General features: G+C 69.9%; 22 protein-coding genes. 12 read left to right on the top strand and 10 right to left on the bottom strand.

The genetic code is table 11. The features are described 5' to 3' along the window. Positions 1–57 precede the first annotated feature (57 nt). The gene (locus ABDJ40_RS19145) at positions 58–810 is read right to left on the bottom strand and encodes a Crp/Fnr family transcriptional regulator (RefSeq protein WP_347612005.1); all 753 of its coding nucleotides are present in this window, start codon (positions 808–810) and stop codon (positions 58–60) included. Positions 811–930: 120 nt separating this feature from the next. On the opposite strand from ABDJ40_RS19145, the gene ABDJ40_RS19140 reads away from it, so the two are divergent. Then, complete coding sequence (locus ABDJ40_RS19140) at positions 931–1518, top strand: hemerythrin domain-containing protein (RefSeq protein WP_347612004.1); 588 nt, start codon at positions 931–933, stop codon at positions 1516–1518. Positions 1519–1536: 18 nt separating this feature from the next. On the opposite strand, the gene ABDJ40_RS19135 is transcribed toward ABDJ40_RS19140, so the two are convergent. Both ABDJ40_RS19135 and ABDJ40_RS19130 read right to left on the bottom strand, forming a co-directional pair. Then, positions 1537–2850 carry a glycerate kinase type-2 family protein gene (locus tag ABDJ40_RS19135; protein ID WP_347612001.1) on the bottom strand — a complete coding sequence of 438 codons (1314 nt, stop codon included), beginning with the start codon at positions 2848–2850 and terminating at the stop codon, positions 1537–1539. A 30-nt stretch (positions 2851–2880) separates the two neighbouring features. Continuing rightward, entirely contained in the window at positions 2881–4071 is a 1191-nt protein-coding gene (locus tag ABDJ40_RS19130; RefSeq protein WP_347612000.1) for a urate hydroxylase PuuD, read from the bottom strand. A gap of 231 nt (positions 4072–4302) precedes the next feature. On the opposite strand from ABDJ40_RS19130, the gene ABDJ40_RS19125 reads away from it, so the two are divergent. Further along, positions 4303–4836, top strand: a complete 534-nt coding sequence (locus tag ABDJ40_RS19125; RefSeq protein ID WP_347611997.1) for a copper chaperone PCu(A)C — start codon at positions 4303–4305, stop codon at positions 4834–4836. A 2-nt stretch (positions 4837–4838) separates the two neighbouring features. Here the strand turns inward: ABDJ40_RS19125 and xdhC are convergent, their stop codons facing one another. Beyond that, complete coding sequence (xdhC, locus tag ABDJ40_RS19120; protein WP_347611996.1) at positions 4839–5651, bottom strand: xanthine dehydrogenase accessory protein XdhC; 813 nt, start codon at positions 5649–5651, stop codon at positions 4839–4841. Between the two features lie 3 nt (positions 5652–5654). Continuing rightward, the gene (uraH, locus tag ABDJ40_RS19115) at positions 5655–6017 is read right to left on the bottom strand and encodes a hydroxyisourate hydrolase (RefSeq protein ID WP_347611994.1); all 363 of its coding nucleotides are present in this window, start codon (positions 6015–6017) and stop codon (positions 5655–5657) included. Between the two features lie 84 nt (positions 6018–6101). On the opposite strand from uraH, the gene ABDJ40_RS19110 reads away from it, so the two are divergent. The 9 genes from ABDJ40_RS19110 to ABDJ40_RS19070 all read left to right on the top strand — a co-directional run bounded on the left by ABDJ40_RS19110 (position 6102) and on the right by ABDJ40_RS19070 (position 17617). After that, positions 6102–6806: a GntR family transcriptional regulator gene (locus ABDJ40_RS19110; protein ID WP_347611991.1), complete on the top strand. Its 705-nt coding sequence runs from the start codon at positions 6102–6104 to the stop codon at positions 6804–6806. Continuing rightward, the gene (puuE, locus tag ABDJ40_RS19105) at positions 6803–7747 is read left to right on the top strand and encodes an allantoinase PuuE (protein ID WP_347611989.1); all 945 of its coding nucleotides are present in this window, start codon (positions 6803–6805) and stop codon (positions 7745–7747) included. The genes ABDJ40_RS19110 and puuE overlap by 4 nt, the downstream gene beginning before the upstream one ends. Positions 7748–7750: 3 nt before the next feature. After that, on the top strand, positions 7751–9535 hold the full coding sequence (gene uraD, locus ABDJ40_RS19100; protein WP_347611987.1) for a 2-oxo-4-hydroxy-4-carboxy-5-ureidoimidazoline decarboxylase: 1785 nt from the start codon (positions 7751–7753) through the stop codon (positions 9533–9535). Further along, positions 9532–10791 carry a M20 family metallopeptidase gene (locus tag ABDJ40_RS19095; RefSeq protein WP_347611986.1) on the top strand — a complete coding sequence of 420 codons (1260 nt, stop codon included), beginning with the start codon at positions 9532–9534 and terminating at the stop codon, positions 10789–10791. Before uraD ends, ABDJ40_RS19095 begins: the two co-directional genes overlap by 4 nt. A gap of 120 nt (positions 10792–10911) precedes the next feature. Further along, on the top strand, positions 10912–11709 hold the full coding sequence (locus ABDJ40_RS19090) for a substrate-binding periplasmic protein (RefSeq protein WP_347611984.1): 798 nt from the start codon (positions 10912–10914) through the stop codon (positions 11707–11709). 46 nt (positions 11710–11755) lie between these two features. Beyond that, entirely contained in the window at positions 11756–12181 is a 426-nt protein-coding gene (locus ABDJ40_RS19085; RefSeq protein WP_347611982.1) for a DUF2946 domain-containing protein, read from the top strand. A 160-nt stretch (positions 12182–12341) separates the two neighbouring features. Next, positions 12342–14756 carry a TonB-dependent receptor gene (locus ABDJ40_RS19080; RefSeq protein WP_347611981.1) on the top strand — a complete coding sequence of 805 codons (2415 nt, stop codon included), beginning with the start codon at positions 12342–12344 and terminating at the stop codon, positions 14754–14756. 30 nt (positions 14757–14786) lie between these two features. Beyond that, a complete protein-coding gene (locus ABDJ40_RS19075) occupies positions 14787–15326 on the top strand; it encodes a YcnI family copper-binding membrane protein (protein WP_347611979.1) in 540 nt (179 codons plus the stop codon). Positions 15327–15889: 563 nt separating this feature from the next. Beyond that, positions 15890–17617, top strand: coding sequence for an MFS transporter (locus ABDJ40_RS19070; RefSeq protein ID WP_347611977.1), 1728 nt, complete (start codon positions 15890–15892; stop codon positions 17615–17617). Between the two features lie 64 nt (positions 17618–17681). Here the strand turns inward: ABDJ40_RS19070 and ABDJ40_RS19065 are convergent, their stop codons facing one another. Then, positions 17682–18962, bottom strand: a complete 1281-nt coding sequence (locus tag ABDJ40_RS19065) for a class I SAM-dependent methyltransferase (RefSeq protein ID WP_347611975.1) — start codon at positions 18960–18962, stop codon at positions 17682–17684. Positions 18963–19240: 278 nt separating this feature from the next. On the opposite strand from ABDJ40_RS19065, the gene ABDJ40_RS19060 reads away from it, so the two are divergent. Beyond that, complete coding sequence (locus ABDJ40_RS19060) at positions 19241–20788, top strand: hypothetical protein (protein WP_347611972.1); 1548 nt, start codon at positions 19241–19243, stop codon at positions 20786–20788. Positions 20789–20818: 30 nt separating this feature from the next. Here the strand turns inward: ABDJ40_RS19060 and argJ are convergent, their stop codons facing one another. From argJ to secA, 4 genes are all read right to left on the bottom strand, one after another. Continuing rightward, positions 20819–22048 carry a bifunctional glutamate N-acetyltransferase/amino-acid acetyltransferase ArgJ gene (gene argJ, locus ABDJ40_RS19055; RefSeq protein ID WP_269629930.1) on the bottom strand — a complete coding sequence of 410 codons (1230 nt, stop codon included), beginning with the start codon at positions 22046–22048 and terminating at the stop codon, positions 20819–20821. A 172-nt stretch (positions 22049–22220) separates the two neighbouring features. Beyond that, entirely contained in the window at positions 22221–22907 is a 687-nt protein-coding gene (locus ABDJ40_RS19050; RefSeq protein ID WP_347611970.1) for a PEP-CTERM sorting domain-containing protein, read from the bottom strand. 80 nt (positions 22908–22987) lie between these two features. Further along, entirely contained in the window at positions 22988–23482 is a 495-nt protein-coding gene (locus ABDJ40_RS19045) for a PEP-CTERM sorting domain-containing protein (protein WP_347611968.1), read from the bottom strand. A 189-nt stretch (positions 23483–23671) separates the two neighbouring features. Beyond that, on the bottom strand, positions 23672–26416 hold the full coding sequence (gene secA / locus ABDJ40_RS19040; RefSeq protein ID WP_347611966.1) for a preprotein translocase subunit SecA: 2745 nt from the start codon (positions 26414–26416) through the stop codon (positions 23672–23674). Positions 26417–26549 lie beyond the last annotated feature (133 nt).

The raw sequence follows: 26549 nt of genomic DNA, 5'->3' as shown, positions 1-26549 counted from the left end.
TGCGGCGGGCGCGGGAGGCATGCTGCGGCGCAGCAGCCTCAATCGGCGCGGCGAGGTTCAGTCGCCCGCGAGCGCGCGCAGCGCCGGCAGGTCCAGCACGCGCACCTGGTAGCCCTGCACCTCGATCAGGCCCTTGCGGTTGAGCTGGCGCATCATGCGCGACAGCGTCTCCGGCGTGATGGCCAGTTGGGCGGCGATGTCCCGCTTGCGTTCCTTCAGCGCCACGCGACCCTCGCGTTCGTCAACGGCTTCGCAGGACTGCAGCAGCCAGGCCGCGAGGCGCCGTTCGGCGTCCTTGTGCATCAGGTCATGGGTGACGCTGGTGAGGCTGTGCACGGTGCCCGCCAGGGCCACCAGCAGCCGTTCCTGCAGCGCCGGCTGGCGCATCAGCAGGCTGCGCAGGGGCTGCAGCGGCAGGCCGACGACGCGAGCATCGTTCACCGCCCGGGCGTCCTGCGCGTGCTCGGCACCCAGCCAGGCGCTGGCCAGGTCCAGCCACTGCGGGCCGCGCACGGTGCGCTCGAGGTGAAAGGGCTCGTCGGCACGGGCCAGGCCCAGGCCCACCGAACCGTCGAGCACGGCATAGAGCTGCGTGGCCGGCTGCTGCCGGGTGAACACGAAGCTGCCGGCCGGCACCCATTGCTGGGTCGCCATGCCCTGCAGGGCCTGCAGCTCGGAGGTGCTCAGTGCCGGCGAGCCCAGCAGGGGCGTCCAGTCGGAGGGCAGGCACAGCACGGCGCCGGCGTCAAAGCCGGCCGGACGCACGGTGGCGTGGGCGGATTGCAGGCTGCGGCTGTCGAGGGTGTCCACGTGTTGGTCAGGGTGCCAGGATGATGGGCAGACTGTCCCGCATGGCCCGGCCGGCGTCCTTGCGCTGAATCAAAGGGACATGGCTGCAAGGGGCAGCCCGGCGCGGCCACAATGGGACGCATGGCCCAGATCAAATTCCAGGCTCCGCAGAGCCAGACGCCGGAGCAGCGCTTCGGCAGCAGCTATGAGCAGCCCTTCGAGCTGCTGCAGGCCTGCCATGAACGGGTGGAGCGCAGCCTGCAGCTGCTGATGCGCCTGTGCCAGCATCTGAAGGTCCAGGGCGTGGATGCCAGCGCCCGTGACGCCGCCCGGGACATCCGGCGCTACTTCGACCTCGCTGCCCCCCTGCATCACCAGGACGAGGAACTGCATGTCTTCCCCGTGCTGGAGCAGCTGGACGACGAAGCCCTGCAGGAAGTCTGCACCCGGCTGCGGGACGACCACCAGCGCATCCACGCGCAATGGCAGGTGCTGCGCACCCTGCTGGCCCAGCTCGACGGCCTGCCGGACGGCCCTCTGCCCACCCTGCAGCAGGAGGTGCTCTGGCGGGCCAGCGACGCCTTCGTCGACATCCACAAGGAGCATGTGCGCCTGGAAAACCAGCTGGTCTTCCCCAGCGCGCAGCACGGCCTCAGCACGGCGCAGCAGCAGGCCATGGGCGAGGAGATGGCGGCACGGCGCGGCCTGGAGCTGCGTCAGCCCCGCTGAGGCCTCTCTTGCGCCGGATCAAGGCAACAGCAGCGCGCGGAAGTCGTTGACGTTGGTGAAGGTCGGCCCCGGGCTGAAGAGGTCTCCCAGGGCCTCGAAGAAGTCGTAGGCCCGGTGCCGGGCGAGCAGGTCGGCCGCGGACAGGCCCAGCGCCTGCGCGCGGGCGAGGCTGTCCGGCCCGATGAAGGCCCCGGCATTGGCCTCGGAACCGTCGATGCCGTCGGTGTCGGCCGCCAGCACATGAACGCCCGGCTCGCCCTGCAGGCCCAGGGCGCAACCCAGCAGAAACTCGGTGGCGCGGCCACCGCGGCCCTGCAGACCGGCGGCCATGCTCACCGTGGTCTCGCCGCCGGAGAGGATCACGCAGGGCCGGCTGAAAGGCTCGCCATGCCGGGCCGCCGACTGCGCCAGGGCTGCGTGCATGCGGCCGATCTCGCGCGACTCCCCTTCGATCTGGTCCGACAGCACATGGGCCGCCAGCCCCAGGCTGCGGGCCAGCGCGGCGGCGGCCTGCAGGCTCAGGCGCGGCGTGGCCAGCATCTGCACGCGGTGGCCGGTGAAGCAGGCATCGCCCGGCTTGGGCGTCTCGAAGGCGCCGCTGCGCAGGCCCGCCCAGGCGGCCTCGGGCAGCTCGAGCGCGTAGCGCTGGCACAGCGCGAGGGCGTCCTCGCAGCGGGTGGCATCCGGCACCGTCGGGCCGGATGCGATCACGGCGGGATCGTCACCCGGCACGTCCGAGATCAGCAGAGTCGCGACGCGCGCCGGCGCGCAGGCCGCCGCCAGATGCCCGCCCTTGATGGCCGAGAGGTGCTTGCGCACGCAATTCATTTCCTGGATGGAGGCGCCCGAGGCCAGCAGCTGGCGGTTGAGCGATTGCTTGTCCGCCAGGCTCAGGCCCGGCTGGGGCAGGCTCAGCAGCGCGGAGCCGCCGCCGGAGATCAGGCAGATCACCCGGTCCTCGGGCCGCAGGCCCTGCACGAGGGTCAGGATCCGGGCCGCAGCCTGCGCCCCTGCGGCATCGGGCACCGGATGCGAGGCCTCGACGATCTCGATGCGACGGCAGGCCGCCCAGGGTGGGGTGTGAAGGCGGCGGGTGATGACCAGGCCTTCCAGCGGCGCCGCGGCCGGCCAGTGGGCCTCCAGGGCCGCCGCCATCGCGGCCGAGGCCTTGCCGGCACCGATCACCAGGCAGCGGCCGGGCAGCGCCTGCGGCTCGGCGCCCAGCAGATCGGTCCAGTCGATGCGGCCGGGCTGGAAGAGCTCCAGCGGCGCAGCCTGGTCGACCGCGGCCTGGTAGAGCCGGGTCAGCAGTTCACGGGGGGTCAGGTCCATCGGGCCAGTGTAGGCCGGCCGCCGCGGGGGTCAGGGCCGCGCGCCGCCCTGCACCCAGCGGCCGATCAGAGCGCGCTCGTCCTCGGTGATCTGCGTGGCGTTGTTGAGGGGCATGGTCCTCTGCAGCACTACCTGCTGGTAGACCTGGGGGGCCTGCGCCCGCAGGGCCTCGGCGCTGTCCAGCCGCACGCCCTTCTGGGCCAGCTCCGCGCCGTGGCACATCACGCAGCGCTGCGTCACCACCGCCTGCACCTGGGCCAGACTGGGCGCCGCGCTGCCGGCCGCGGCCACCGGCGGCGCCGGCCTCACCAGCCACAGCAGGGCCGCCAGCATCAGCGCCACGACGACCAGCAGCGGCCAGGCATTGACGCCCTTGTGGCGCTTGACGAACCAGGTGCGGGTCAGCGAGCCACCCAGCATCAGCAGGATCAGCACGAGCCAGTTCCAGTCATGGCTGTAGAGCATGCCGTAGTGGTTGGAGAGCATGCTGACGAGCACCGGTGCCGTCAGGAAGGTGTTGTGCACGCTGCGCTGCTTGCCGCGCTGCCCGTAGACCGGGCTCACCGGGCGGCCCGCGCGCATGTCCGCGATCACCTGCTTCTGGCCGGGGATGATCCAGAAGAAGACGTTGGCGCTCATGATGGTGGCGATCATGGCCCCCACGATCAGGAAGGCCGCCCGCCCCGCGAAGAGCTGGCAGGCCGCCCAGGCCGCGAAGGCGACGAAGACGGCGATCAGGCCCAGCACCAGGCCGTCGTTGCCAATGCTGCCGTCCTTGCGGTGGCCGAAGCGGCGGCAGATCTGGTCGTAGACCAGCCAGCCCGCCGCGAGAAAGCCCAGCGCGCTGGCAATGGCCGCGGGCGCCGACCAGTCGTGCACGCGCCGGTCGATCAGGAAGCTCTCGGCATTGAACAGGTACAGGACCGTGAACAGCGCGAAGCCGCTCATCCAGGTCCAGTAGCTCTCCCAGTAGAACCAGTGCAGGTGCTGAGGCAGGTTGGGCGGCGCGACCAGGTACTTCTGCGGGTTGTAGAAGCCGCCGCCATGCACGGCCCACAGCTCGCCGTCCACGCCGCGGGCCTTGAGCTCCGGCGCCTCCGGCTTGAGCAGGTGGTTGTCGAGCCAGACGAAGTAGAAGGAGGCGCCGATCCAGGCGATGGCCGTCACGATGTGCAGCCAGCGCAGCAGCAGATTGGCCCAGTCCAGCAGATAGCTTTCCATGCGGTATCAGCTCCAGTGCGGCTCACCACAGCGGGCCCTGTGAACCGGGAAGGTCGCGGATGTGCTGCCGGATGTCTTGCCATCGGGCAGCAGGCGGCCGCGGCGACCGAAGCGAAAGTGTATACAGTTTCTTGCGCACCAGCGTCCGTGCGAAGGCTGAACCCGCCGCAGGGGCCCGGGTCGCCCTGACGGCATACTGAGGGCATTGAACCCTCCACAGGAGCCCTGTCGATGACATCCTTCCCCACGTCTCTCCGTCACGCCTTCGCCCGCCCCCTGCTGGGCCTGGCCCTCTGCAGCGCGGCCCTGGCCGCGCAGGCCCAGGTCAGCGTCAAGGACGCCTGGGTGCGTGCCACCGTTGCCCAGCAGAAGAGCACCGGTGCCTTCATGCAGCTCAGCAGCGCCAAGGCGGTCAAGCTGGTGAGTGTCAGCAGCCCGGTGGCCGGCGTGGCCGAGGTGCACGAGATGAAGATGGACGGCGGCGTGATGAAGATGCGCCCCGTCGAGGCCCTGGACCTGCCCGCGGGCCAGGCCGTGGAGCTCAAGCCTGGCGGCTTCCATCTGATGCTCATGGAGCTGAAGGGCCCCGTCAAGGACGGTGACACCGTGCCCCTGAGCCTGGTCTTCGAAGGCGCCGACAAGAAGCGCGAGACCATGGAGATCAAGGCCAGCGTGCGCGGCATGGGCATGATGCAGGGCGGCATGGGCATGGGCTCCGGCCACAAGCACGGCGCAGCCTCTGCGCCGCAAGAGCACAAGCACTGAGCTCAGGCGTCCGGCAGGCCCAGCAGCTGGGCGGCCACGGCGATGGCGATGACCTCCGGCTGCTTGCCGGCAATGCCCGGCAGGCCGATGGGGCAGTGCACCGCCGCCAGCTCGGCCTCGCTGAAACCGCGCTCGCGCAGCCGGGCCTGGAACTTCGCCCACTTGCTGCGGCTGCCGATCAGCCCGATGAAGGGCAGGTCCGCGTGTTCACGCCGGCGCTTCAGGCAGGCGGCGAGGATGTCCAGGTCCTCGGCGTGCGAGAAGCTCATGATCAGCACCCGGCTGCCCGGGGCAAGACCTGGCACCGCGCCCTGCACCGGCTCCGAATGCTCGGTGCGCACCCGCTCGGCCAGACCGCCGGGGAAGATCTCGTCCCGGCTGTCGATCCAGTGGATGCGCATCGGCAGGCGCGACAGCACCTCGACCAGAGCCCGCCCCACATGGCCGCCACCAAAGAGCGCAACGGGCCGCCACTGCGCCTCGCCGCCCAGGCGCTCGCGCAGGCCGGCGATGTGCGAGGCGTCCAGCCATTCGAAATCCAGGTGGACGACACCGCCACAGCACTGGCCCAGGCTGGGGCCCAGCGCGAAGCGCCGACGCGCCTGCAGCACATGCCCTGCGGCCAGGCCGGCGCGGGCCTCGGCCATGGCCTCGTGCTCCAGCTGCCCGCCGCCGATGGTGCCCAGCAGGCTTGAAGCGTTGACGGCCATCCAGGCCCCGACCTCACGCGGCCCGCTGCCCTCCACCTGCGCCACACGCACCAGCACCGCGGGCCCGCGGGTCAGCCACCGCGCCAGTTCCTGCCAGACGCTCATCGATCAGCTGCCGCGGTAGGTGGAGTAGCTCCAGGGGCTGGCAAGCAGGGGCACGTGGTAGTGAGCGGCCGTGTCCGCGATGCCGAAATCCAGCGGCACCTCGTCCAGGAAGGCCGGCTCGGGCAGCACGGCGCCTTGGCTCCGGAAATAGTCCGCTACGGCAAAGACCAGGCGGTAGCGGCCCGCCAGCAGGGCATCGCCCTCCAGCAGCGGGCCGTCGACGCGGCCGTCGGCGTTGAGATGCAGGGACTTGAGCAGCTGCAGCGTGCCACCGGGCGCAGCATCCAGTCGGTAGAGCCGCAGCTGCATGCCGGCGGCGGGTCGTCCGTGCATGGTGTCCAGCACGTGGGTGGTGAGCTTGCCCATGGAGTTCCTCGATCCTGGTCAGGGGTGCCGTCCTGCGGCGTTGGGCAAAGTGTATACACTCCAGCACACAGCCAGCGAATTCACATGCCCAGCCCGTCTCGCCGCAAGGCGCCCGCCCCTTCCCAGGACGGCGACAGCGCCACCGACCGCATCGCCACCGCCCTGACCCAGGCCATCATCGAACGCCGCCTGATGCCGGGCACGCGCCTGGCGGAGCAGAAGCTGGCGGATCTCTTCCAGGTCTCGCGCACCCTGGTGCGACAGGCCCTGAACCAGCTGAGCCGCGACCGCCTCGTCACCCTCACCCCTGCCCGCGGCGCCTGCGTGGCCGAGCCCAGCGTGGAGGAGGCCCGCCAGGTCTTCGAGCTGCGCCGCATGCTGGAGGCGCAGCTGGCGCGTGAGCTGGCCGGCCGCATCACGCCCGCGCAGGTCCGCGCGCTTCGCACGCATCTGCGCGAGGAACGCGCCGCGGTGAAGCGCCAGGACGTCAGCGGCCGCACCCGCCTGCTGGCCGACTTCCACGTGCTGCTCGCCCGCCTGCTGGGCAACGAGGTGATGGCCGACCTGCTTCAGGAGCTGCTCTCGCGCTCCTCCCTGATCGCGCTGATGTACCAGAGCAGCCACTCGGCGGCCGAGAGCCAGGCCGGGCACGAGGCCCTGGTCGATGCCCTCGAGGCCGGTGATGCCGCCCGCGCCGAGCAGCTGATGCTGGACCACCTGGGCCATGTCGAGGCCCATCTGCGCCTGCAGCAACCCTCTTCCGACCTCAGGACCGCCCTGCAGCTATGAACGCACGCTATCCCCGCGACCTCATCGGCTACGGCCGCAATCTGCCCCAGGCGCAATGGCCGGGCCAGGCCCGCGTCGCCCTGCAGTTCGTGCTGAACTACGAGGAGGGCGGGGAGAACTCGGTGCTGCACGGCGATGCGGGCTCCGAGCAGTTCCTCTCCGAAATGTTCAACCCTGCGGCCTACCCCGCGCGGCACCTGAGCATGGAAGGCATCTACGAATACGGCTCGCGCGTGGGCGTGTGGCGCCTGCTGCGCGAGTTCGAGCGACGCGGCCTGCCGCTGACCGTCTTCGGCGTCTCGATGGCGCTGGAGCGGCATCCCGAGCTGACGCAGGCCTTCGTCGAGCTGGGTCACGAGATCGCCTGCCACGGCTGGCGCTGGATCCACTACCAGGGCATGGACGAGGCCCAGGAGCGCGAGCACCTGCAGCGCGGCATGGCCATCATCGAGCGCCTGACCGGCCAGCGCCCCGAAGGCTGGTACACCGGGCGGGACAGCCCCAACACCCGCCGCCTGGTGGCCGAGCACGGCGGCTTCGCCTATGACAGCGACTACTACGGCGACGACCTCCCCTTCTGGCTGCAAGTGCGCAAGTCCGACGGCACGCTGGCACCGCATCTGGTCGTGCCCTACACCCTGGACTGCAACGACATGCGCTTCGCCCTGCCGCAGGGTTTCAGCCATGGCGACGAGTTCTTCGAGTACCTGCGCGACAGCTTCGATGTGCTGTACGCCGAGGGCGCCGAGACCCCGCGCATGATGAGCGTGGGCATGCACTGCCGGCTGCTGGGCCGTCCCGGCCGCATGAAGGCGCTGCAGCGCTTCCTGGACCACGTGCAGTCGCATGAGCAGGTGTGGATCTGCCGCCGCCTCGACATCGCACGGCACTGGCGCGCCATGCATCCCTTCGATCCCGCCACCGCCTTTGTCTGGGAGTGAGCCGTGAGCCTGGACCTCCAACACCTCAACACCCTGGACGGCGAGGCCTTCGTGGCCGCGCTGGACGGCGTCTACGAGCACTCGCCCTGGATCGCCCGCCGCGCCGCCGCGCGGCGGCCCTTCGCCAGCCTGGCCGCCCTGAAGCTGGCCCTGGCTCAGGCGGTGAGCCAGGCCTCGCCGCAGGAGCAGCTGGGCCTGATCCGCGCCCACCCGGAGCTGGCCGGCAAGGCCGCCGTCGCGGGCCAGCTGACCGCCGAATCCACCGACGAGCAAAGCCGCGCCGGCCTGCAGCACTGCAGCCCCACCGAGTTCGAACGGCTGCAGGCACTGAACAAGGCCTATGGCGAGCGCTTCGGCTGGCCCTTCATCCTGGCGGTGCGCGGGCCGCGGGGCCTGGGCCTCTCGCGCCAGGCCATCATCGAGGCCTTCGAGCGCCGCCTGCACGCACCGCCCGATGTGGAGCGCGCCGAGTGCCTGCGCAACATCCACCGCATCGCCGAGATCCGGCTGGACGACAAGTTCGCCGCGCCGCCCCTGCTGGGCAACGCGGTGCTGGACGCCGCCGATCACCTGGCCCGTCACTCCGAGCCGCCCTTCGCCGAGCAGGGCCAGCTCTGCGTGACCTACATGACGCCTGCCCACCAGGCCGTCGCGCAAGACCTGACCCTGGCGATGCAGGAAGCTGGCTTCGACGACGTGAGCGTCGACGCGCTGGGCAATGTGGTGGGCGTCCTCCATGGCATTCAGGCTGACGCGCCCTGGCTGCTCACCGGCAGCCACTACGACACCGTGCGCAACGCCGGCCGCCATGACGGCCGGCTGGGCGTGCTGGCCACGATCGAGGCCGTGCGCCAGCTGAAGCAGCAGGGCCGCCGCCTGCCCTTCACGCTGGAGCTGGTGGCCTTTGCCGAGGAGGAGGGCCAGCGCTTCGCCGCCACCTTCCTCAGCAGCAGCGCGCTGGTGGGACGCTTCGACCCGGCCTGGCTGGATCAGCAGGACGCCGAGGGCATCCGCCTGCAGGACGCCCTGCGCGCCGCCGGCCATCCCGGCACGCTGGCCTCCATCCAGGCCCTGCGGCGCGATCCCGCCCGCTACGGGGGCTATGTGGAGCTGCACATCGAGCAGGGCCCCGTGCTGTGCGAGCTGGACCTGCCCCTGGGCGTGGTCACCTCCATCAACGGCAGCCGCCGCTACCTGGGCGAGATCACCGGCCTGGCCAGCCACGCCGGCACCACGCCCATGGACCGGCGCCGCGACGCCGCCGCGGCCGCGGCCGAGCTGGTGCTGGCCGTCGAGCACGAGGCGCAGGCAAGACCTGGCACCGTGGGCACCGTGGGGCTGCTGGAGGTGCCGGGCGGCTCGATCAATGTGGTGCCCGGCCGCTGCCGCTTCAGCCTGGACCTCCGCGCTGGCGACGACACCCAGCGCGATGCACTGGACGCCGCCGTGCGCGCCCGCCTCCAGTCGATCTGCGAGCGCCGTGGCCTGCAGGGCTCGCTCACCCCGACCGTCGTCGCCTCGGCCGCGCCCAGCGACGCGGCCTGGCAGGCACGCTGGGAAGCCGCTGTGCAGAGCCTGGGCCTGCCCGTGCACCGCCTGCCTTCGGGCGCCGGCCATGACGCCATGAAGATCCACGAGGCGCTGCCCCAGGCCATGCTCTTCGTGCGCGGCGGCAATCTGGGCATCAGCCACAACCCGCTGGAAACGGTCAGCAACGACGATGCCGACCTCGCCGTGCGCGCCCTGCTGGCGCTGCTGGATGGATTGAGCAAGGAACACAAGGCATGAGCCCCATCATCCCCCCCGCCCCTGACAGGCAGGCGCTCTACGCGCAGCTGGACGCCTGGATCGCCGCCCACTTTGAGGAGGAGGTGGCCTATCTGCAGGCCCTGGTCCAGGTCCCCACCGACACGCCTCCCGGCAACAACGCGCCCCATGCCCAGCGCACGGCGGAGCTGCTGGCCGCCATGGGGCTGCAGGCCGAGCCGCATGCGGTGCCGCAGGAGGAGGTCGAGGCCGCCGGGCTGCAGAGCATCACCAACCTCATCGTGCGCCGCCGCTACGGCGAGGGCGGCCCGGTGATCGCGCTCAATGCCCATGGCGACGTGGTGCCGCCCGGCGAGGGCTGGACCCACGGTCCCTACAGCGGCGAGGTGGCGAATGGCCGGCTCTATGGCCGCGCCGCCGCCGTCAGCAAGAGCGACTTCGCCACCTACACCTTCGCCCTGCGCGCACTGGAGAGCCTGCAGCAGCCCCTGCGCGGCGGCGTGGAGCTGCACTTCACCTACGACGAGGAGTTCGGCGGCGAGCTGGGCCCGGGCTGGCTGCTCAGGCAGGGCCTCACCCGCCCGGATCTGCTGCTGGCCGCCGGCTTCAGCTACCAGGTGGTGACCGCCCACAACGGCTGCCTGCAGATGGAGCTCACGGTGCACGGCCGCATGGCCCATGCCGCCATCCCCGACACCGGCATCGACGCCCTGCAGGGCGCGGTGACGATCCTCAACGCCCTGTATGCCCAGAACGAGCGCTACCGCCAGCTCTGCAGCCAGGTGCCCGGCATCCAGCATCCCTACCTGAACGTGGGCCGCATCGAGGGCGGGACCAACACCAACGTCGTCCCCGGCAAGGTGGTGCTGAAGCTGGACCGCCGCATGATTCCCGAGGAGGACCCGGTGCAGGTCGAGGCCGAGCTGCGCCAGGTGATCGCCGAGGCGGCCCGGGGCTTTGCGGGCACGGTGGAGATCCGGCGCCTGCTGCTGGCCCGTTCGCTGAAGCCGCTGCCGGGGCACGAGCGCCTGGTGGAACCCCTGCAGCGCCATGGCCAGGCCCTGTTCGGGGAGCCCATCCCGACCTCCGGCACGCCGCTCTACACCGATGTGCGCCTCTATGGCGAGCAGGGCATCCCGGCCGCCATCTACGGCGCCGGGCCGCGCACCGTGCTGGAGTCCAATGCCAAGCGGGCCGACGAGCACCTGGTGCTGGACGACCTGCGGCGGGCCACCCAGGTCGTGGCCCGCACGCTGCTGGATCTGCTCTGCGCCTGATACCGCCGCCGTTGCAGGGGCGCACTGCCAGCGGGTCGCCAGCCAGGGGTTTGAGCGCATACTGCGGGCCTGCAGGGGCATAACTCCCAAAGACGGGTCCCTGCCCACGCTGGAGCCGTCATGCCCGAGTCCGCCCTGCGACGCCGACACTGCCTCGCCCTCGCCCTGGCCCCACTGGCCGGGGTGGGCAGCGGGCCGGCGCGGGCGGCGGGCCCGTCGGTCCTGCCGGTCCTGAGCTACTACGACTACCCGCCCTTCTCCACTGGCCCGGGCCAGGGCCTGACGCAGTCGCTGCTGGCACTGCTGCAGGAGCGGGCCGGACCGCTGCTGCCGCCGATGCATGAAGAGCTGCTACCGCGCCGCCGGGTGGCCGCCCTGGTCGGGCGCAGCGACTGGATAGGCCTGGTGCCCTGGGTGAGCCCGGCCTGGTTCCAGGACCCCGACCGCCACCGCTTCCTCTGGACCGAGCCGCTGATGCAGGACGAGGACCTCGTCGCCTCGCTGAGGTCCTACCCCGTGGACTACCAGGGCCCGACCTCGCTGAAAGGCCTGACCCTGGGCGGCGTCTTCGGCCACGTCTACCCGGAAACTGAAGCGCTGGTGAAGTCGGGCGAGGTGCAGCGCCTGGACTCCTTCAGCCAGGAGGCTTGCCTGCGCATGCTGCTGATGGGGCGGGTGCACGCCATCTTCCTCTCCCGCAGCGGACTGGCCGGCTGGCGCCAGCGCCTGCCGGGCTTCGATGCCCGGCTCCATGTTGCCGAGACGCCCCGCCAGCGCTACCAGCGGCGCCTGCTGCTGTCGCCGCTGATGCCCGCCGAGCAGAGCGAATGGCTGCGCCGGACCGTGGCCGGCCTGCTGCAGGATCCCGCCTGGCGGGAGCTGCTGCAGCACCACGGCGTCGATCCCACCCTGTCCTGAACCTGTCCTCCGGGCTTGATCCAGTTCGTGTTCCTGGCGGAAGCCTTTGGCTACACTTCGCCCCGTGATCACCCGCCACCCCTCCCTGCTGATGCGCTACCTCGTGCTGCTGAGCCTCTGGTTCGGCGCGCTGGCGCCTGCGCTGTCGCAGGTGGTGGCGGCCCAGCGGGGTGAGCTGACGCCCTTCACCCAGGTCTGCCGTGCCAGCCTGGTCTCGCCCCGCGCCCAGCAGGGCGAGTGGCCCGATGGTGGCCGCAGCGGCGTCGAGGACCACGGGCTTTCGGCCCACTGCAAGTTCTGCGCAGCCCATCAGCAGGACCTCGCCCCGCTGCCGACGGGCCTCCAGGTGCGGCCCACGGCTGCCCGGGTGCTGGCCCTGGTGCCCGAACGATTTCTCTCCTCGCCTGCACAGCGCAGCGTCTGGCAGCCCGCCCTCTCCCGCGGACCGCCCCAGGGAAGCCTGCTTCTCTGATTGACACCCGCGCCGGCGCCGCGTCTTGCGGCAGCCGGCCGGCAACTCCCTCCCAGTCCCGCCCTGCCCGTGCCCCTCGGCCCAGGCCGGTCGCGACGGACTGCGTGGCCGCCCCCGCCCTGAGCCGGCCCGGGCCCCCGCGCACCGCTGTGCCACCATCATGAACAAGCCCTTCCCGCTGCAGCCCCTGCTGCAGGCCCTTGCCCTGGCCTGTCTCGCCACGAGCGTCCAGGCCCAGACGACCGACACCGCCACCCCGCCCGCCACGCCCCCCGCCGCCGACCAGGGCGACTCCCAGACCAAGCAGCTGGGCGTGGTCACCGTGCATGGCAACTCGCCCACCTCGCTGCCCACCACCATCCCGACCACCATCGAGGGCATCGACGCCGCCACCCTGGCCCGCACCGTCAACGCCACCGATGCCGAGGATGCGCTGAAGTACTTCCCCAGCCTGCTGGTGCGCAAGCGCTACATCGGCGACTACAACCACGCCGTGCTCTCCACCCGCGCCTCGGGCACAGGCAACAGCGCCCGCTCCCTGGTCTTTGCAGACGGCATCCAGCTGTCCAACCTGCTGGGCAACGGCGCCACCTTCGCCCCGCGCTGGGGCCTGGTGACGCCGGAGGAGATCGCCCGGGTCGACGTGCTCTACGGGCCCTTCTCGGCCGGCTACTCGGGCAATGCCGTCGGCGCGGTGGTCGACTACCAGACCCGCATGCCCCAGTCCTTCGAGGCCCACGGCCGCGTGGCCACCGCCGTGCAGCCCAACCGCATGTACGGCCAGGAGGAGACCTACCGCGCCACGCAGGGCAGCCTCTCGGTCGGCAGCCGCGACGGCGCACTGGCTTGGTGGCTGCACGGCAGCCGCAGCCAGAGCCATGGCCAGCCCCTGGTCTTCGCCAGCAAGCTCTCGAGCACCGGCGCGGCCCCCGGGGCTGGCCTGCCCGTGGTCACTGGCGCGGTGCTGGAGAAGAACCGCAGCAACCAGGACTGGTACCTGGTTGGCAGCGCCACCGAGTACGACACCACCCAGGACCACCTCAAGGCCAAGCTCGCCTGGGACTTCAATGCCACCCTGCGCCTGAGCTATGTGCTGGCCGACTGGAAGAACCGCAGCGAGGGCAGTTCCCGCAGCTATCTGCGCGACGAGCAGGGCCGTACGGTGGACCACCGCTACGGCGGCGACATCAGCCAGGGCGTGATCATCGACGGCAGGCGCTACACCCTGGCCGCCTCGGACTTCAGCCGCAGCCGTGACGCGCTGGAGCACCGCATGCAGGCCCTCACGCTGAAGTCCCACACCATGGGCTTCTTCGACTACAGCCTGGCCTGGAGCCAGTACGACTACCTCAGCGACCAGACCCGCAGCTACGCCCCCAGCAGCAAGGCCCAGCCCGAGGCCGGCCGCCTCACCGACCAGCAGGGCACCGGCTGGAAGACCTGGAGCGCCCGCGGTGTCTGGCGCCCGGGCGGCGCCCATGTGCTGGAGGCCGGCCTCTCGCGCGAGGAAGGCAGGCTCAGCACCCGCGTGGACAACACCACCGACTGGCGCTCGGGCGACGCGGCCAGCTTCGCCTCGCTCTTCGCCGGCAAGACGCGCAGCGATGCCCTCTACCTGCAGGACAGCTGGGAGCTGGGCCGCGACTGGCAGGCCGTGCTGGGTCTGCGCGCCGAGCACTGGCAGGCGCTGGACGGCCGCACAGAGGCCGCCTACACCGGCACCTTCGACAAGGGCGCCTGCAACCCCGCCACCCAGCGTTGCGTGCTGGGCCATGCCGAGCGCAGCCTGCAGGCCCTCTCGCCCAAGGCCGCGCTGTCTCATCAGCTGAGCGAGAACTGGATGCTCAAGGCCAGCACCGGCCGCGCCGTGCGCTTCCCCACCGTCAGCGAGCTCTACCAGGGCGGCTTCGACAGCAAGACCGGCGGCGTGATCAACAACAACCCCGACCTGCGCCCCGAGAAGGGCTGGACCACCGAGCTCAGCGCCGAATGGGGCGAGGCCTGCAGCCAGCTGCGCATCACCTGGTTCCGCGAGGACACCCGTGATGCGCTCTACTCGCTGCTGAACGTGGCGACCAACGCCAGCACCGTGCAGAACGTGGACTACGTGCGCACCAACGGCGTGGAGCTGTCCTTCAACACCGCCGGCGGCTGGACCGAGCGCCTGCTCAAGGGCCTGGGCCTCAGCGGCAGCCTCACCTACGCCGATTCGCGCATCCTCGCCAGCAGCGGCTATGTCAGCGTGCCGGGGGACGTGATCGGCAAGTGGCAGCCCCGCGTGCCGCGCTGGCGTGCCACCCTGCTGGCGAGCTGGCAGCTCAGCCCCGAGCTCAGCCTGAGCTACGGCGCGCGCTACAGCGGCCGCCAGTACAGCACCCTGGACAACAGCGACCCCAACGGCTTCGCCTACCAGGGCGCCAGCAAGTACTTCACGACGGACCTGCGCCTGCAGTGGCGCATCAACCGCCAGTGGAGCCTGGCCGGCGGCATCGACAACCTCAACAACTACCGGTACTGGAACTTCCATCCCTATCCGCAGCGCACCTTCCACGCGGAACTGAAGTTCGACCTCTGACGGCCGCAAGGCCCAGCACCAAGGCACACCATGCAATCCAAGACTTTCCTCTTCACCGCCCTGGGCCTGCTGATGGGCAGCCAGGCCCAGGCCCACGTCTCGCTCGAGCAGGGCGAAGCCATCGCCGGCAGCCCCTACAAGGCCGTGCTGCGCATTGGCCACGGCTGCAACGGCGCACCGACGACCCAGGTCACCGTGACCCTGCCCGAGGGCCTGCGCGGCGCCAAGCCCCAGCCCAAGGAAGGCTGGATCCTGGCCATCCGCAAGAAGCCCCTGGCCCAGCCCTATGACAGCCACGGCAAGACCATCCGCGAGGACGTCACCGAGATCAGCTGGACGGCCCGCGACGAGGCCCACTACCTGCAGGACGGCTGGTACGAGGAGTTCGTGCTGCGCGGCGGCCTGCCCGAGTCCGTGGGACCGGTCTGGTTCAAGGTCCACCAGCGCTGCACAGAGGGCGAATGGAACTGGGCCGATCTGCCCGCCAGCGGCTCCAGCACGGCCGGGCTCAAGGCGCCCGCCGTACGGCTGATGCTCAAGGCGGCAGGGAGCGGCGAGCACGCGCATTGAGACGCCGGGCCGCGGGAGCGAGGCTGCCGGGGTGCCGACAGGAAAGCGTGGAATAGCACCGGAACTCGCCCGCATCTAAGTGGCCTTGCCGACCCGCCTTCTTCAGGCTTTTGCAAAACGCCCGCCGCGCGAAGATGCCATGCATGACGCCTCGACACACACCACAAGCCCTGCGCCGCGGCCCTGGCCGCAAGACCTGCCCCCACGGGGCGGATCCCTGCGCCCGGGCCTGTCCGTCGGGCTGAGTCGTCCGCTCCTCACACGACCGCGCCCGGACCGCGTGCCCTCAGGGGCTCGCCTGATCTGCGCGGCTCGGCGCCCAGGCTCACCATCCCACGCTGCGGCCCCACAGGCAGGATCGCTCCTGCCATGTCTCTCGGGCAGCGTTCGTCGGCGCCTCCTGGCGGCCCCCTCACCCGGGGCCGCCTTTTTTATTGCCTTGATCTGAGGCAGCCCCGCCAAAGGTCATGGCCGGGATCACGCGCATTGGGCGCTTGCCGAGGCGCCGGATAATCGCGTCCGTTTGGAATGAGGAACGCCGCACCGCGGCGTCGAGGACAAGAATGACATTACCCAACCTGCTGGCCACCCGCAATGGCCGCCTGGGCGCCTTCTTCGCGCTGTACGTCACCGAGGGCATCCCGTTGGGCTTCGCCGCCATCGCGGTGGCGACACAACTTCGCCGCATGGGCGTGGGCCCGGCCGCCATCGGCGCCTTCGTGGCGTCGTTCTACCTGCCCTGGGCCTTCAAGTGGGCCTTCGGCCCCGTGATCGATGTGTTCCGCTCCAAGCGCTTCGGCCATCGCCGCGCCTGGATTCTCTTCACGCAGCTGATGATGGCCCTGACCATCCTCGCGCTGATGGCCGTGCCCCTGCCCACCGGCCTGGCCCTGTTCACCAGCGTGCTGCTGGTCCACAACACCTTCGGCGCCATGCAGGACGTGGCCATCGACTCCCTGGCCTGCAACACCCTGCATGAGGACGAGCGCGGGCTGGCCAACGGCCTCATGTTCGCCGGTGCCAATGTCGGCCAGGCCGTCGGCGGCAGCGGCGTGCTCTTCCTGATGGGCACCGTGGGCTTCCAGCCCAGCTTCGTGATGGTGGCCCTGTCCATCCTGCTGGTGACGGGCTTCATCGTGCTGCCCATGAAGGAAGCGCTGGCGCAGCAGCTGGAGCAGCAGGGTGGGAATGCGGGCGCGAGCGTCGAGCCGCCCCGCGCCAGCCTGAGCCAGGCCGCGAGCGAGATGAAGGCCTTCGCCGTGCAGTCCTTCCGCTCCTTCCTGGGTTCGCGCGGTGCCTTCTCGGCCATGTTCTTCGGCCTGCTGCCGGTCGGGGCCATGTGCCTGGGCCTGGCGCTGCAGTCCAACCTGGCCGTGGAGTTCGGCATGGACGACGCGGGCGTGGCCCTACTGAATCTGTGGTGCACCATCGTCGGGGCCGTCTCCATGGTGGTCGGCGGCATGCTGTCCGACAAGCTGGGGCGCCGCCGCATGCTGGGCCTGTACATCGTGCTGATGAGCGGCCCGGTGCTTTATCTGTGGTGGCAGATGCGCCTGAACGGCTACGACATGCCCCGCCCCTCGAACAGCCCGGCCGTGCCGGCCCTGATCACGGCCCTGTGGATCGCGTCCATCAGCTACAACGTCTTCAACGGCATGATGTACGGCACGCGCGCGGCCATCTTCATGGACGTGACCAACCCCAAAGTCGCCGCCACCCAGTTCACCGCCTACATGGCGCTGATGAACCTGGCCATCGCCATCGCCGCCACCTGGCAGGGCGTGGTGTCCGAAGCCTTCGGCTACCGCTGGACCCTGCTGATCGACGTGGCCACCGGCCTGATCTGCCTGCTGGTGCTGCCTATGATGAGCAAGCCCGAAGGCGACCGCATCAGCGATGACAAGACCGAGGGCCGGGCGCGCAAGTCGGCCGTGGTGCTGGGCCTGCTGTGCCTGGTCTGGGTGCCGGCCTGGCTGCACCGCGGCCAGCTGGGCCAAGGCGCGCCGCTGATGCAGACCTTCTTCACCCTGGTCTTCGTGGCCTCGGCGCTCTTCCTGCTCGCCGCCCGCGAGGTGATGGGGGCGGACATCGGCCGCCTGCGCCGCCCGGCGCTCGCGTGCGCGCTGCTGCTGCTGGCCGTGTACTTCCGCAAGGACCTGGCCCTGTTGGACGCCCAGCCCGTGCTGCAGCAGGCGGCCGAAGCCCTGATCCTGCTGGGGCCGGTGCTGGGTGGCCTGACCCTGCTGGGCCTGGCGGCGCGCTCCTGGGCCTCGTTGCACCGCGAGGACTGAGCCTGCGCGGCGCGTCTGCACAGGCAGGAAGGGGCCCGAGCGGGCCCCTTCTTCATGGCGGGGCTCAGGCCGCCAGCAAGGCCTGCAGCGCCTGCTCGCGGATGCCGTAGAAGCGCTTGATGTCCTCGATCTGGGCCAGCAGCTGGGCCCGGCGCTCGGCGCTGATGCCCTGCGGGCGGCGCACGGCCAGGATCATCTTGTTCTTGCTGGTGTGCTCCAGCGAGATGAACTCGAAGACCTGGGTGTCGTAGCCCTCGGACTCCAGCAACAGGGCCCGCAGCCCGTCGGTGATCATCTCGGCCTCCTGGCCCATGTGGATGCCGTGCTGCAGCAGGGGCTTGAGCAGGGACGGGCTCTGCATCTGCGGTCGCAGCTGCTTGTGGCAGCAGGGCGAGCACATGATGATCTGCGCCCTGGCCCGCAGGCCCAGGTGGATGGCGAAGTCGGTGGCGATGTCGCAGGCATGCAGGGCGATCATCACGTCCAGGCGCTCGGGCCGGTACTCGCGGACATCGCCTTGGTCGAAGCGCAGGCCCTCGCAGGCGTTGCGCGTGGCGACCTCGTTGCACAGGCGCACCATGTCCTCGCGCAGCTCCACGCCCAGCACCTGGGTGGTCTTGCCCAGCTCGCGCAGGTAGTCGTGCATGGCGAAGGTGAGGTAGCCCTTGCCCGAGCCGAAGTCCGCCACATGCACATCGGGCGAGCTGGCCAGCGCCGACTGCGACAGGGCCTTGCCGAAGATCTCGATGAACCTGTTGATCTGCTTCCACTTGCGGGACATGGCCGGCACCAGCTCCAGGCCCTGGCGCCCTTCGTGCGTAAGGCCCAGGTCACGCCAGACGGGGCGCTCCATCGCGAGATGGCGCTGCTTGCTGCGGTCGTGGCTGGCGGCCTCCGGGGCGGCCGCGTTGGGCGTCGAGTCGCACGTCGAGTCGGGCGCCGCGTCAGTCGCCGTCGCCGGCTTGAGCTTGCCAACCCGCAGCGTGGGCCGGCCCTTGCGGCTGTAGGCCAGCTGGAGCTCGCGGCTGTCGGTCAGCAGGTGGGCGTTCTGGAAGGGCTGGCCCAGCAGGCGGGCCAGCTCGTCCAGGCCGGCCTCCAGGCCGTGGTTCTTGGTGATGTCGCGGGTCTTGTAACGCCACAGAAAGCTCAGGGCGCGCTCGCCGCGCAGCTCGATCTCGCGCACCATCAGCCGCTCCAGGTCCGGCTCGCCGCCCTCGGGCCTGGAGAGACTCAGCCTGAAGCCCTGGCGCCCCGCCAGCACGCTGCGCAGGCTGTGCAGGAAGCGGGCGACGGCATCGTCGGCATCGGGGGCCGGGGCGGCGGGGGCAATCAGGTGGCTGAACATGGGAGGGCGGTTGGGACAGCGGAGGTCCGTTGCAATCCGGACGGATGCCGGATTGTCCCCGATGCGCCCCTGCAGCGTCGCAAGCGGGGGCCGGCCAGACCGGATCTGGGCGTTGCCTTGCCGGCTATTCATGGCTTAGGCCCTGCGCGCCGGCTGGGACACTGCGGCGACAATGCCCTCGAACGGGGCCTGTGTCGCGTCGTGATATCGCGCCGTGCACCGCGCGCACGCCCTGTCGTCTCTCCCAATCCTGCCGCCCCGGACACCTGCCACCCGCCATGCAAGCCCTGGAAACGCTGCTGTCCACCCAGTTGGCCGCCTGGCACAACAGGCATCCGCTGGCGCGCCATGTGCGGGCCCAGGACGTGCACACCATGGGCGTGGTGGCCCTGCCCTTCATGCGCAGCGGCCCGCCGCGCGAGGCCCAGGAACCGGTGCTGGGCGAGCCCGGCACCGAATCGGCGGCCCCCTCCTTCACGCAGCCCCCCAGGCCCGGCCTGCTGCAGCGCCTGCTGGCCTGGCGGCCGGGCGGCAAGGCGTCGCGGGAGCGCTGGCCGGTGTTCAGCGAGCAGTTCGTGGTCGGGGTGTCGGCCGCGCAGGCGGGTGAGTTTGCACGCCGCTACGGCTACAGCCAGCGCCCAGACGATGGCAGCTGGCCCTTGCGCAACATCCCCGTCGACGAAGCCCTGGCCGCCCAGGGACCGGTGGACGGCGGCGGCGCCTGGCCGGAGGAAATCTATGTGCTCAGCGCCGCCATCGATGCCGGCCCCGGGCGCACCCGCGTGCTGGTCGCCCAGGGCGCCGGCCTGCGGCTCTACATCCGCGGTCCACGCTGCCTGCACCCGCTGAAGGTCGGCGCCTTCGGCCTGCTGATGGCGCTGCTGCTGGGTCTGGTGCTGCTGGCCGGCATGGGATCGAAGAAGACACCGGCTCGCCCGGACACCCCGGCGCCGGCCGCCCCGGCCTCAGCCAGCAGTGCGGCGAGCAGTGTGGCGAGCAGCGCGGCGAGCAGTGCAGTTGCGGGCATGACGGCGGCCTCAGCGCCCATGGCCGCGGCCAGCGCTGCGTCCCCGGAGGCCGGCGAGGCAGGAGCGAGCAGCCCGGGCGCTGTCCGGCCCGGCGAGGGGCAGGCCCCGCGCCCCCTGCTGAGCGCCAGCCAGCTCCCGGACACCATGGCCTCGGCCCCGGACATCCGGCCGCACCTGGTCACCCGCCCCGAAGGCAGCTCGGCCGTGCCGCCCCGGGAGGCCGGCACCGCGCGCAAGTCCGAGGATGCGGCCCGCGAGCCCACCCAGGCGGCCGCCAAGGACGCGCCCAAGGAAGCCCGCACCACCGACCAGATCATCGAGCGCGCCAACAGCGCCGGCCCCTCGGTGAGGGCGCCGGCGGTCGTGCGCCCGGCGATGAAGATCGAACGCCCGCCCCTGCGGCTCAGCGAAGGCAGCAGGGACGGCAACGCCAAGGACGCCCCCAGCGCGGCCGCCGCCGCGAGCCGCGAGGCGGCCACCGCGGCCGAGACGCTCTCGCAGCGTCCGGCTGGCAAGTCACGCGAGACGGGTGCGCGCACCAGCGGCCCCGACAACGCACCGCTGGTGGCCCTGGTGGGCCCCGTCATGGGCAGCAAGGCCGAGGCCGAGGCCTATCTGCAGAAGATGCAGCCCCTCATCCAGCCCCTGGTGGGCAGGAAGCAGCTCGAGCAGCAGGTGCTGCAGACGCCCGAAGGCTGGCGTGCCGCTGTCTGGCCCTTCGCCAGCCGCGAGGAAGCCCAGCTGATCAACGCCATGCTGGTGGCCCGAGGCCTGCGCACCCGCGCCGTGGACTTCTGAGCGCGACCGGGCCAGCCCGGCCCGCGCCGGTCAGCTGCGGTAGTCAGCGTTGATGGTGACGTAGTCGTGGCTGAGGTCGCAGGTCCAGACCGTGGCCTGGGCCAGGCCGCGGTGCAGCGTGACGCGCACCGTGATCTCGGACTGCTTCATCACCCGCTGCCCGTCTTCCTCGCGGTAGTCCGGATGGCGGCCGCCCTGGCGCACCACGTGCACGTCGTCCAGGAAGAGGTCGATGAGCGTCTGGTCCAGGTCGGCGATGCCGGCATAGCCCACCGCGGCCAGGATGCGGCCCAGATTGGGGTCGCTGGCGAAGAAGGCGGTCTTGACCAGGGGCGAGTGGGCGATGGCGTAAGCGGCCAGCTGGCACTCGGCTTCGTCGCGGCCCCCCTCGACCTTGACGGTGATGAACTTGGTCGCACCCTCGCCGTCGCGCACGATGGCCTGCGCCAGCTGCTGGGACACCGCGATGACGGCATCACGCAAGACCTGACCCTCGGGCGAGGCCAGCGACTCGATGCGCGCATGGCCGGCCTTGTGCGTGGCGATCAGCACGAAGGAATCGTTGGTGGAGGTGTCGCCGTCGATGGTGATGCGGTTGAAGGAGGCATCGGCCGCGTCGCGGACCAGGCCCTGCAGCAGCTCGGGCGCAATGTGGGCGTCGGTGGCCACATAGCCCAGCATGGTGGCCATATTGGGGCGGATCATGCCGGCGCCCTTGGAGATGCCCGTGACCGTCACGGTGCGGCCGCCGATCTGCACCTGACGCGAGGCGGCCTTGGGCAGGGTGTCCGTGGTCATGATGCCTTCGGCGGCCTCAGCCCATGCGTCCGCGCGCAGGGCCTCGACGGCCTTGGGCAGGCCCGCGACGATGCGGTCCACAGGCAGGGTCTCCATGATGACGCCGGTCGAGAAGGGCAGGATCTGCGCGGGCTGCAGACCCATCAAGCCGGCCAGAGCCTCGCAGCTCTGGCGCGCGCGCGCCAGGCCGTCCTCACCGGTGCCGGCGTTGGCATTGCCCGTGTTCACGAGGATGGCACGGATGCCCTGCCCCGCGGCCAGGTGCTCACGGCAGATCTGCACCGGCGCCGCACAGAAGCGGTTCTTGGTGAACACGCCGGCGACCGAGCTGCCTTCATCCAGCGCGATCACGCTGAGGTCCCGGCGGTTGGCCTTGCGAATGCCCGCCATGGTGATGCCCAGGCGAACGCCGGGAACAGGGTGGAGCGAGGCAGGATCGGGAGCGGTGAGATTGACGGGCATGGTGCGGCAGGCTTCAGGTGGCGCCCCATGGCGCCGTTCGCCGGCGATTGTAGGACCGCACCTCGGCGGCATGGGTGCAGCGCAGCATGGAAAAAGGAAGGGCAAAGGAAAAGGGCGGCGCCCTTGCGAGCGCCGCCCTTCTGAAGTCTGGCAGGCTGACCCGCCGCGGCGCTCAGCGGCGCTGGCGGCGCCCGGCCATGAAGCCGACGGCCCCCAGGCCTGCCAGCATCATGGCCATGCGGCTGGGTTCCGGCACCGGCGCGATCTGGGCGACGATCAGGTCCTGGTAGGTGGGATTGCTCAGGCGGCTCAGCTCGTAGAGTGCCGGCCCGTGATAGGCCTCGGCATTGTGCAGATAGCCGTTGACCAGGTTGACGAAGCTGCTGTTGTCGGCCGACGTGCCGTCGGTCAGCTCCTTGAAGTAGAAGGAGCCGGCCCCGGTCGACACGTTGAAGGCGCCACTGCTCTTCTCGTGCGTGATCTCCCAGATGGCGGTCTGGAAGGCGGCGCGTTCGACGTCCGTGTCCACGCTGGTCCAGGTGGTGGAGTACAGACCCTGCAGCGCAGAGGCCTCACGGCCGGAGAAGCTGCCGAAGGTGAAGGTCTGGTAGCCGTTGTCGTGGGTGGCGTAATCCTGCTTCAGCTCCACGCAGAAGGCGGCGAAGCTCGCCCCGGTGGAAGAGGTGTAGTTCAGGATGCCGGTGTCGTAGACGTCGGACCCGCTCGTGGTGAGGTTGATCGATGCCGGCTGGGTGCTATCGAAGAGCAGGGACACGGACTGGGCCCGCGCAGACAGGCTCAGTCCCGCGAGCGCGGTAAGCACCACGCCACAGGACACAGCAAATTTCGTGACATTCATCATCGATCCCCGACAGCAGGCTGAGACACGGCCGGATTCCGAAGAATCCAGGCCTCACTCACACAGGCAGGCGTGCCTGCTCAGGCCTGACGGCGGCGACGCGCGCCCACCAGGGCGGCGGCGGCCAGGCCGGCCAGGGCCAGGGAGCCCGGCTCGGGAACGTGCAGGAAGCCCTGGAAGTTGCCAGCGGCCTTCTTCACGGTGTCCACGCCGGAAATCGTCAGGTGCCATTCACCGGCGCTGAGGTCGACGGGGGCCAGCTTCCAGAATTCGGTGCCGGTGCTCAGGGCGGCAGCGGGCGTGAAGGCGAAGGACTGGACGCCATTGCTCAGCACGATGCTGCTGATGTGGACGTCGTCCTCGACCTTGCTGAAAGTGTGCAGCTCGCCGTGGTAGGTCTGCTTCGTCAGCACATTGAAACTGTAGTACTGGGTGAAGGCACCCTTGGCGAGGCCCAGGACGCTGAAATCGACACCCGCGGCCGTCGGGCTCAGGGGGGTGTAGACCGGATCAGCATGCACCAGGGGCGCGAAGCCGGCGAACGCAGCGGCAGCAACAAAGGTCTTGATCGACATTTCGTAAACCCAACGATTCAGTTTTTTGGCATCGCAAGGGCTGTACTCCTTGCCTTTGCGATGGCCCGACTGTAGAGGAGTTGCAACAATTCGCATCCCCCTCAAGCGTGTGGCGGCCCTTGAAAAGCCGCCAAATAACGCACGCTTTTGACGGGGGTCGACCTTATTACGACATCCGCCTCCCCTCGATCAGCTCAGCTTGCCGTGGCAAGACTTGAACTTCTTGCCGCTGCCGCAGGGGCAGGGATCGTTGCGGCCCACATGGCCGAATTGCTCGGCGATGGTGGCGGGGTCGATGTCCTGGGACACCGAGCCATCCTCGTTGGGATGGGTGTAGGTGACGTTGCTGACGTTCTCGGCCCGCTGCTCGATGGCTTCGGCGGCGGCACTGGCCTCTTCCTGCGACTGGATGCGTACGTTCATCAGTACGCGGGTGACTTCCATCTTCACCACGTCCAGCAGCGCGGAGAACAGCTCGAAGGCCTCGCGCTTGTACTCCTGCTTGGGGTTCTTCTGGGCGTAGCCGCGCAGGTGGATGCCCTGGCGCAGGTAGTCCAGCGAGGCCAGGTGCTCGCGCCAGTGCTGGTCGATGGATTGCAGCAGCACCATGCGCATGAAGGGGGTGAACTGCTCTTCGCCGACCAGGGCCAGCTTGGATTCGAACAGCGCATCGCCTGCCTTCACGACCATCTCGACGATGTCCTCGTCGGTCACGGCATCGCGCTTGGCGACCTCGGCCACCAGGGGCACATCCAGCTGCCATTCGTCCTTGAGCACGCGCTCCAGGGCGGGCAGGTCCCACTGCTCTTCCAGGCTCTCGGCGGGCACGAAGGTGCGGACCACGTCCTCCAGCGAGCTGCGGCGCAGGTTGCCGATCTGGGCCGTCAGCTGCTCGGCTTCCAGGATGTCGTTGCGCTGCTGGTAGATGACCTTGCGCTGGTCGTTCGACACGTCGTCGTACTCGAGCAGCTGCTTGCGGATGTCGAAGTTGCGGGCTTCGACCTTGCGCTGGGCACCCTCGATGGAGCGGGTCACGATGCCGGCCTCGATGGCCTCGCCCTCGGGCATCTTCAGCCGGTCCATGATGGCGCGCACGCGGTCGCCGGCGAAGATGCGCATCAGCGGATCGTCCAGCGACAGGTAGAAGCGCGAGGAGCCCGGATCGCCCTGGCGGCCGGAACGGCCGCGCAACTGGTTATCGATGCGGCGGCTCTCATGGCGCTCGGTGGCGATGATGCGCAGGCCCCCCTCGGCCTTGACCTTGGCATGCAGGTCGGCCCACTCGTCCTTGAGCTGCTGGATGCGGGCGGCCTTCTCTTCGGCAGGCACCGAGTCGTCGGCCTCCAGGAACTGGATCTGCTTCTCGACGTTGCCGCCCAGCACGATGTCAGTGCCACGGCCGGCCATGTTGGTGGCGATGGTGATCACGCCCGGGCGGCCGGCCTGGGCGACGATCTCGGCCTCCTTGGCATGCTGCTTGGCGTTGAGCACCTGGTGCGGCAGCTTGGCCTGGGTCAGCAGCTGGGAGATCAGCTCGGAGTTCTCGATGGAGGTCGTGCCCACCAGCACCGGCTGGCCACGCTCGTGGCAGTCGCGGATGTCGAGGATGACGGCGTTGAACTTCTCCTGGGCGGTCTTGTAGACCAGGTCCAGCTCGTCCTTGCGAATGGTCGGGCGGTTGGGCGGGATGACCACGGTCTCCAGGCCGTAGATCTCCTGGAACTCGTAGGCTTCCGTGTCCGCCGTGCCGGTCATGCCGGACAGCTTGCCGTACATGCGGAAGTAGTTCTGGAAGGTGATGGAGGCCATTGTCTGGTTCTCGGCCTGGATGGCCACACCTTCCTTGGCTTCCACGGCCTGGTGCAGGCCGTCGCTCCAGCGGCGGCCCGTCATCAGGCGGCCGGTGAACTCGTCGACGATCGTGACCTCGCCGTTCTGCACCACGTAATGCTGGTCGCGGTGGAACACATGGTGTGCACGCAGGGCTGCGTACAGGTGGTGCATCAGCGTGATGTTGCCAGCGTCGTAGAGGCTGGCGCCCTCGGCCAGCAGGCCGGCCTCGGCCAGCAGGCGCTCGGCGTTCTCGTGGCCGTCTTCGGTCAGGTAGATCTGGTGGGACTTCTCGTCCACGGTGAAGTCACCCGGCTCGATGACGCCCTCGCCCGTGCGCGGGTCCATCTCGCCGATCTGCTTCTTCAGCTTGGGCGCGACCTGGTTGATGGCCAGGTAGACCTCGGTCTGGTCCTCGGCCTGGCCGGAGATGATCAGGGGCGTGCGGGCCTCGTCGATCAGGATGGAGTCCACCTCGTCGACGATGGCATAGGCCAGTTGGCGCTGCACACGGTCACGCACGTCGTGGACCATGTTGTCGCGCAGGTAGTCGAAGCCGTATTCGTTGTTGGTGCCGTAGGTGATGTCGGCGGCGTAGGCGGCCTGCTTCTCTTCCCGGCTCATCTGGGGCAGGTTGATGCCCACCGTCAGGCCCAGGAAGTTGTAGAGCTTGGCCATCCACTCCGCGTCGCGGCGGGCCAGGTAGTCGTTGACCGTCACCACGTGCACGCCCTTGCCGGTCAGGGCATTGAGGTAGACGGGCAGCGTGGCCATCAGCGTCTTGCCTTCGCCGGTGCGCATTTCGGCGACCTTGCCGGCGTTGAGCACCATGCCGCCGATCAGCTGCACGTCGAAGTGGCGCATCTTCAGGGCACGCTTGCCGCCCTCGCGCACGACGGCAAAGGCCTCGGGCAGGATCTGGTCCACCGTCTCGCCCTTGGCGATGCGGTCCTTGAATGCCTGGGTCTTGGCCCGCAGCGCGTCGTCGTCCAGGGCCTCCATCTGGGGCTCCAATGCATTGATCTGCTGGACGATGCGACGGTATTGCTTCAGCAGACGCTCGTTGCGGCTACCGAAGATCTTGGTGAGAAGCGAGGGCAACATGCAGTGATTCTTGGACGGTAAGAAGGTGGCACCAGGCCCGCCAGGCTCGTGGTTTTTCTGTGCTGGGCAGGCGGGCTGGCACGGCAGGCCCGCTGCGCCTGCGCGCAAGAGACCCGGGAACATTTCCGTTCCT

The organism is Roseateles flavus, assembly GCF_039872765.1.
Classification (GTDB): Bacteria; Pseudomonadota; Gammaproteobacteria; order Burkholderiales; family Burkholderiaceae_C; genus Roseateles_B; species Roseateles_B flavus.
Note: the sequence above shows the minus strand (reverse complement) of the source record. Positions and strands in the feature narration are given on the sequence as shown.

Bases quoted from the DNA above. Each gene is read 5' to 3' on its own strand.
- xdhC (WP_347611996.1), bottom strand. From the start codon at position 5,651: ATGAGCGTCTGGCAGGAACTGGCGCGGTGGCTGACCCGCGGGCCCGCG.
- ABDJ40_RS19130 (WP_347612000.1), bottom strand. From the start codon at position 4,071: ATGGAAAGCTATCTGCTGGACTGGGCCAATCTGCTGCTGCGCTGGCTG.
- ABDJ40_RS19080 (WP_347611981.1), top strand. From the start codon at position 12,342: ATGAACAAGCCCTTCCCGCTGCAGCCCCTGCTGCAGGCCCTTGCCCTG.
- ABDJ40_RS19135 (WP_347612001.1), bottom strand. From the start codon at position 2,850: ATGGACCTGACCCCCCGTGAACTGCTGACCCGGCTCTACCAGGCCGCG.
- ABDJ40_RS19090 (WP_347611984.1), top strand. From the start codon at position 10,912: ATGCCCGAGTCCGCCCTGCGACGCCGACACTGCCTCGCCCTCGCCCTG.
- puuE (WP_347611989.1), top strand. From the start codon at position 6,803: ATGAACGCACGCTATCCCCGCGACCTCATCGGCTACGGCCGCAATCTG.
- uraH (WP_347611994.1), bottom strand. From the start codon at position 6,017: ATGGGCAAGCTCACCACCCACGTGCTGGACACCATGCACGGACGACCC.
- ABDJ40_RS19140 (WP_347612004.1), top strand. From the start codon at position 931: ATGGCCCAGATCAAATTCCAGGCTCCGCAGAGCCAGACGCCGGAGCAG.
- ABDJ40_RS19060 (WP_347611972.1), top strand. From the start codon at position 19,241: ATGCAAGCCCTGGAAACGCTGCTGTCCACCCAGTTGGCCGCCTGGCAC.
- ABDJ40_RS19050 (WP_347611970.1), bottom strand. From the start codon at position 22,907: ATGAATGTCACGAAATTTGCTGTGTCCTGTGGCGTGGTGCTTACCGCG.
- ABDJ40_RS19045 (WP_347611968.1), bottom strand. From the start codon at position 23,482: ATGTCGATCAAGACCTTTGTTGCTGCCGCTGCGTTCGCCGGCTTCGCG.
- ABDJ40_RS19070 (WP_347611977.1), top strand. From the start codon at position 15,890: ATGACATTACCCAACCTGCTGGCCACCCGCAATGGCCGCCTGGGCGCC.
- ABDJ40_RS19095 (WP_347611986.1), top strand. From the start codon at position 9,532: ATGAGCCCCATCATCCCCCCCGCCCCTGACAGGCAGGCGCTCTACGCG.
- ABDJ40_RS19075 (WP_347611979.1), top strand. From the start codon at position 14,787: ATGCAATCCAAGACTTTCCTCTTCACCGCCCTGGGCCTGCTGATGGGC.
- ABDJ40_RS19110 (WP_347611991.1), top strand. From the start codon at position 6,102: ATGCCCAGCCCGTCTCGCCGCAAGGCGCCCGCCCCTTCCCAGGACGGC.
- argJ (WP_269629930.1), bottom strand. From the start codon at position 22,048: ATGCCCGTCAATCTCACCGCTCCCGATCCTGCCTCGCTCCACCCTGTT.
- ABDJ40_RS19065 (WP_347611975.1), bottom strand. From the start codon at position 18,962: ATGTTCAGCCACCTGATTGCCCCCGCCGCCCCGGCCCCCGATGCCGAC.
- secA (WP_347611966.1), bottom strand. From the start codon at position 26,416: ATGTTGCCCTCGCTTCTCACCAAGATCTTCGGTAGCCGCAACGAGCGT.
- ABDJ40_RS19125 (WP_347611997.1), top strand. From the start codon at position 4,303: ATGACATCCTTCCCCACGTCTCTCCGTCACGCCTTCGCCCGCCCCCTG.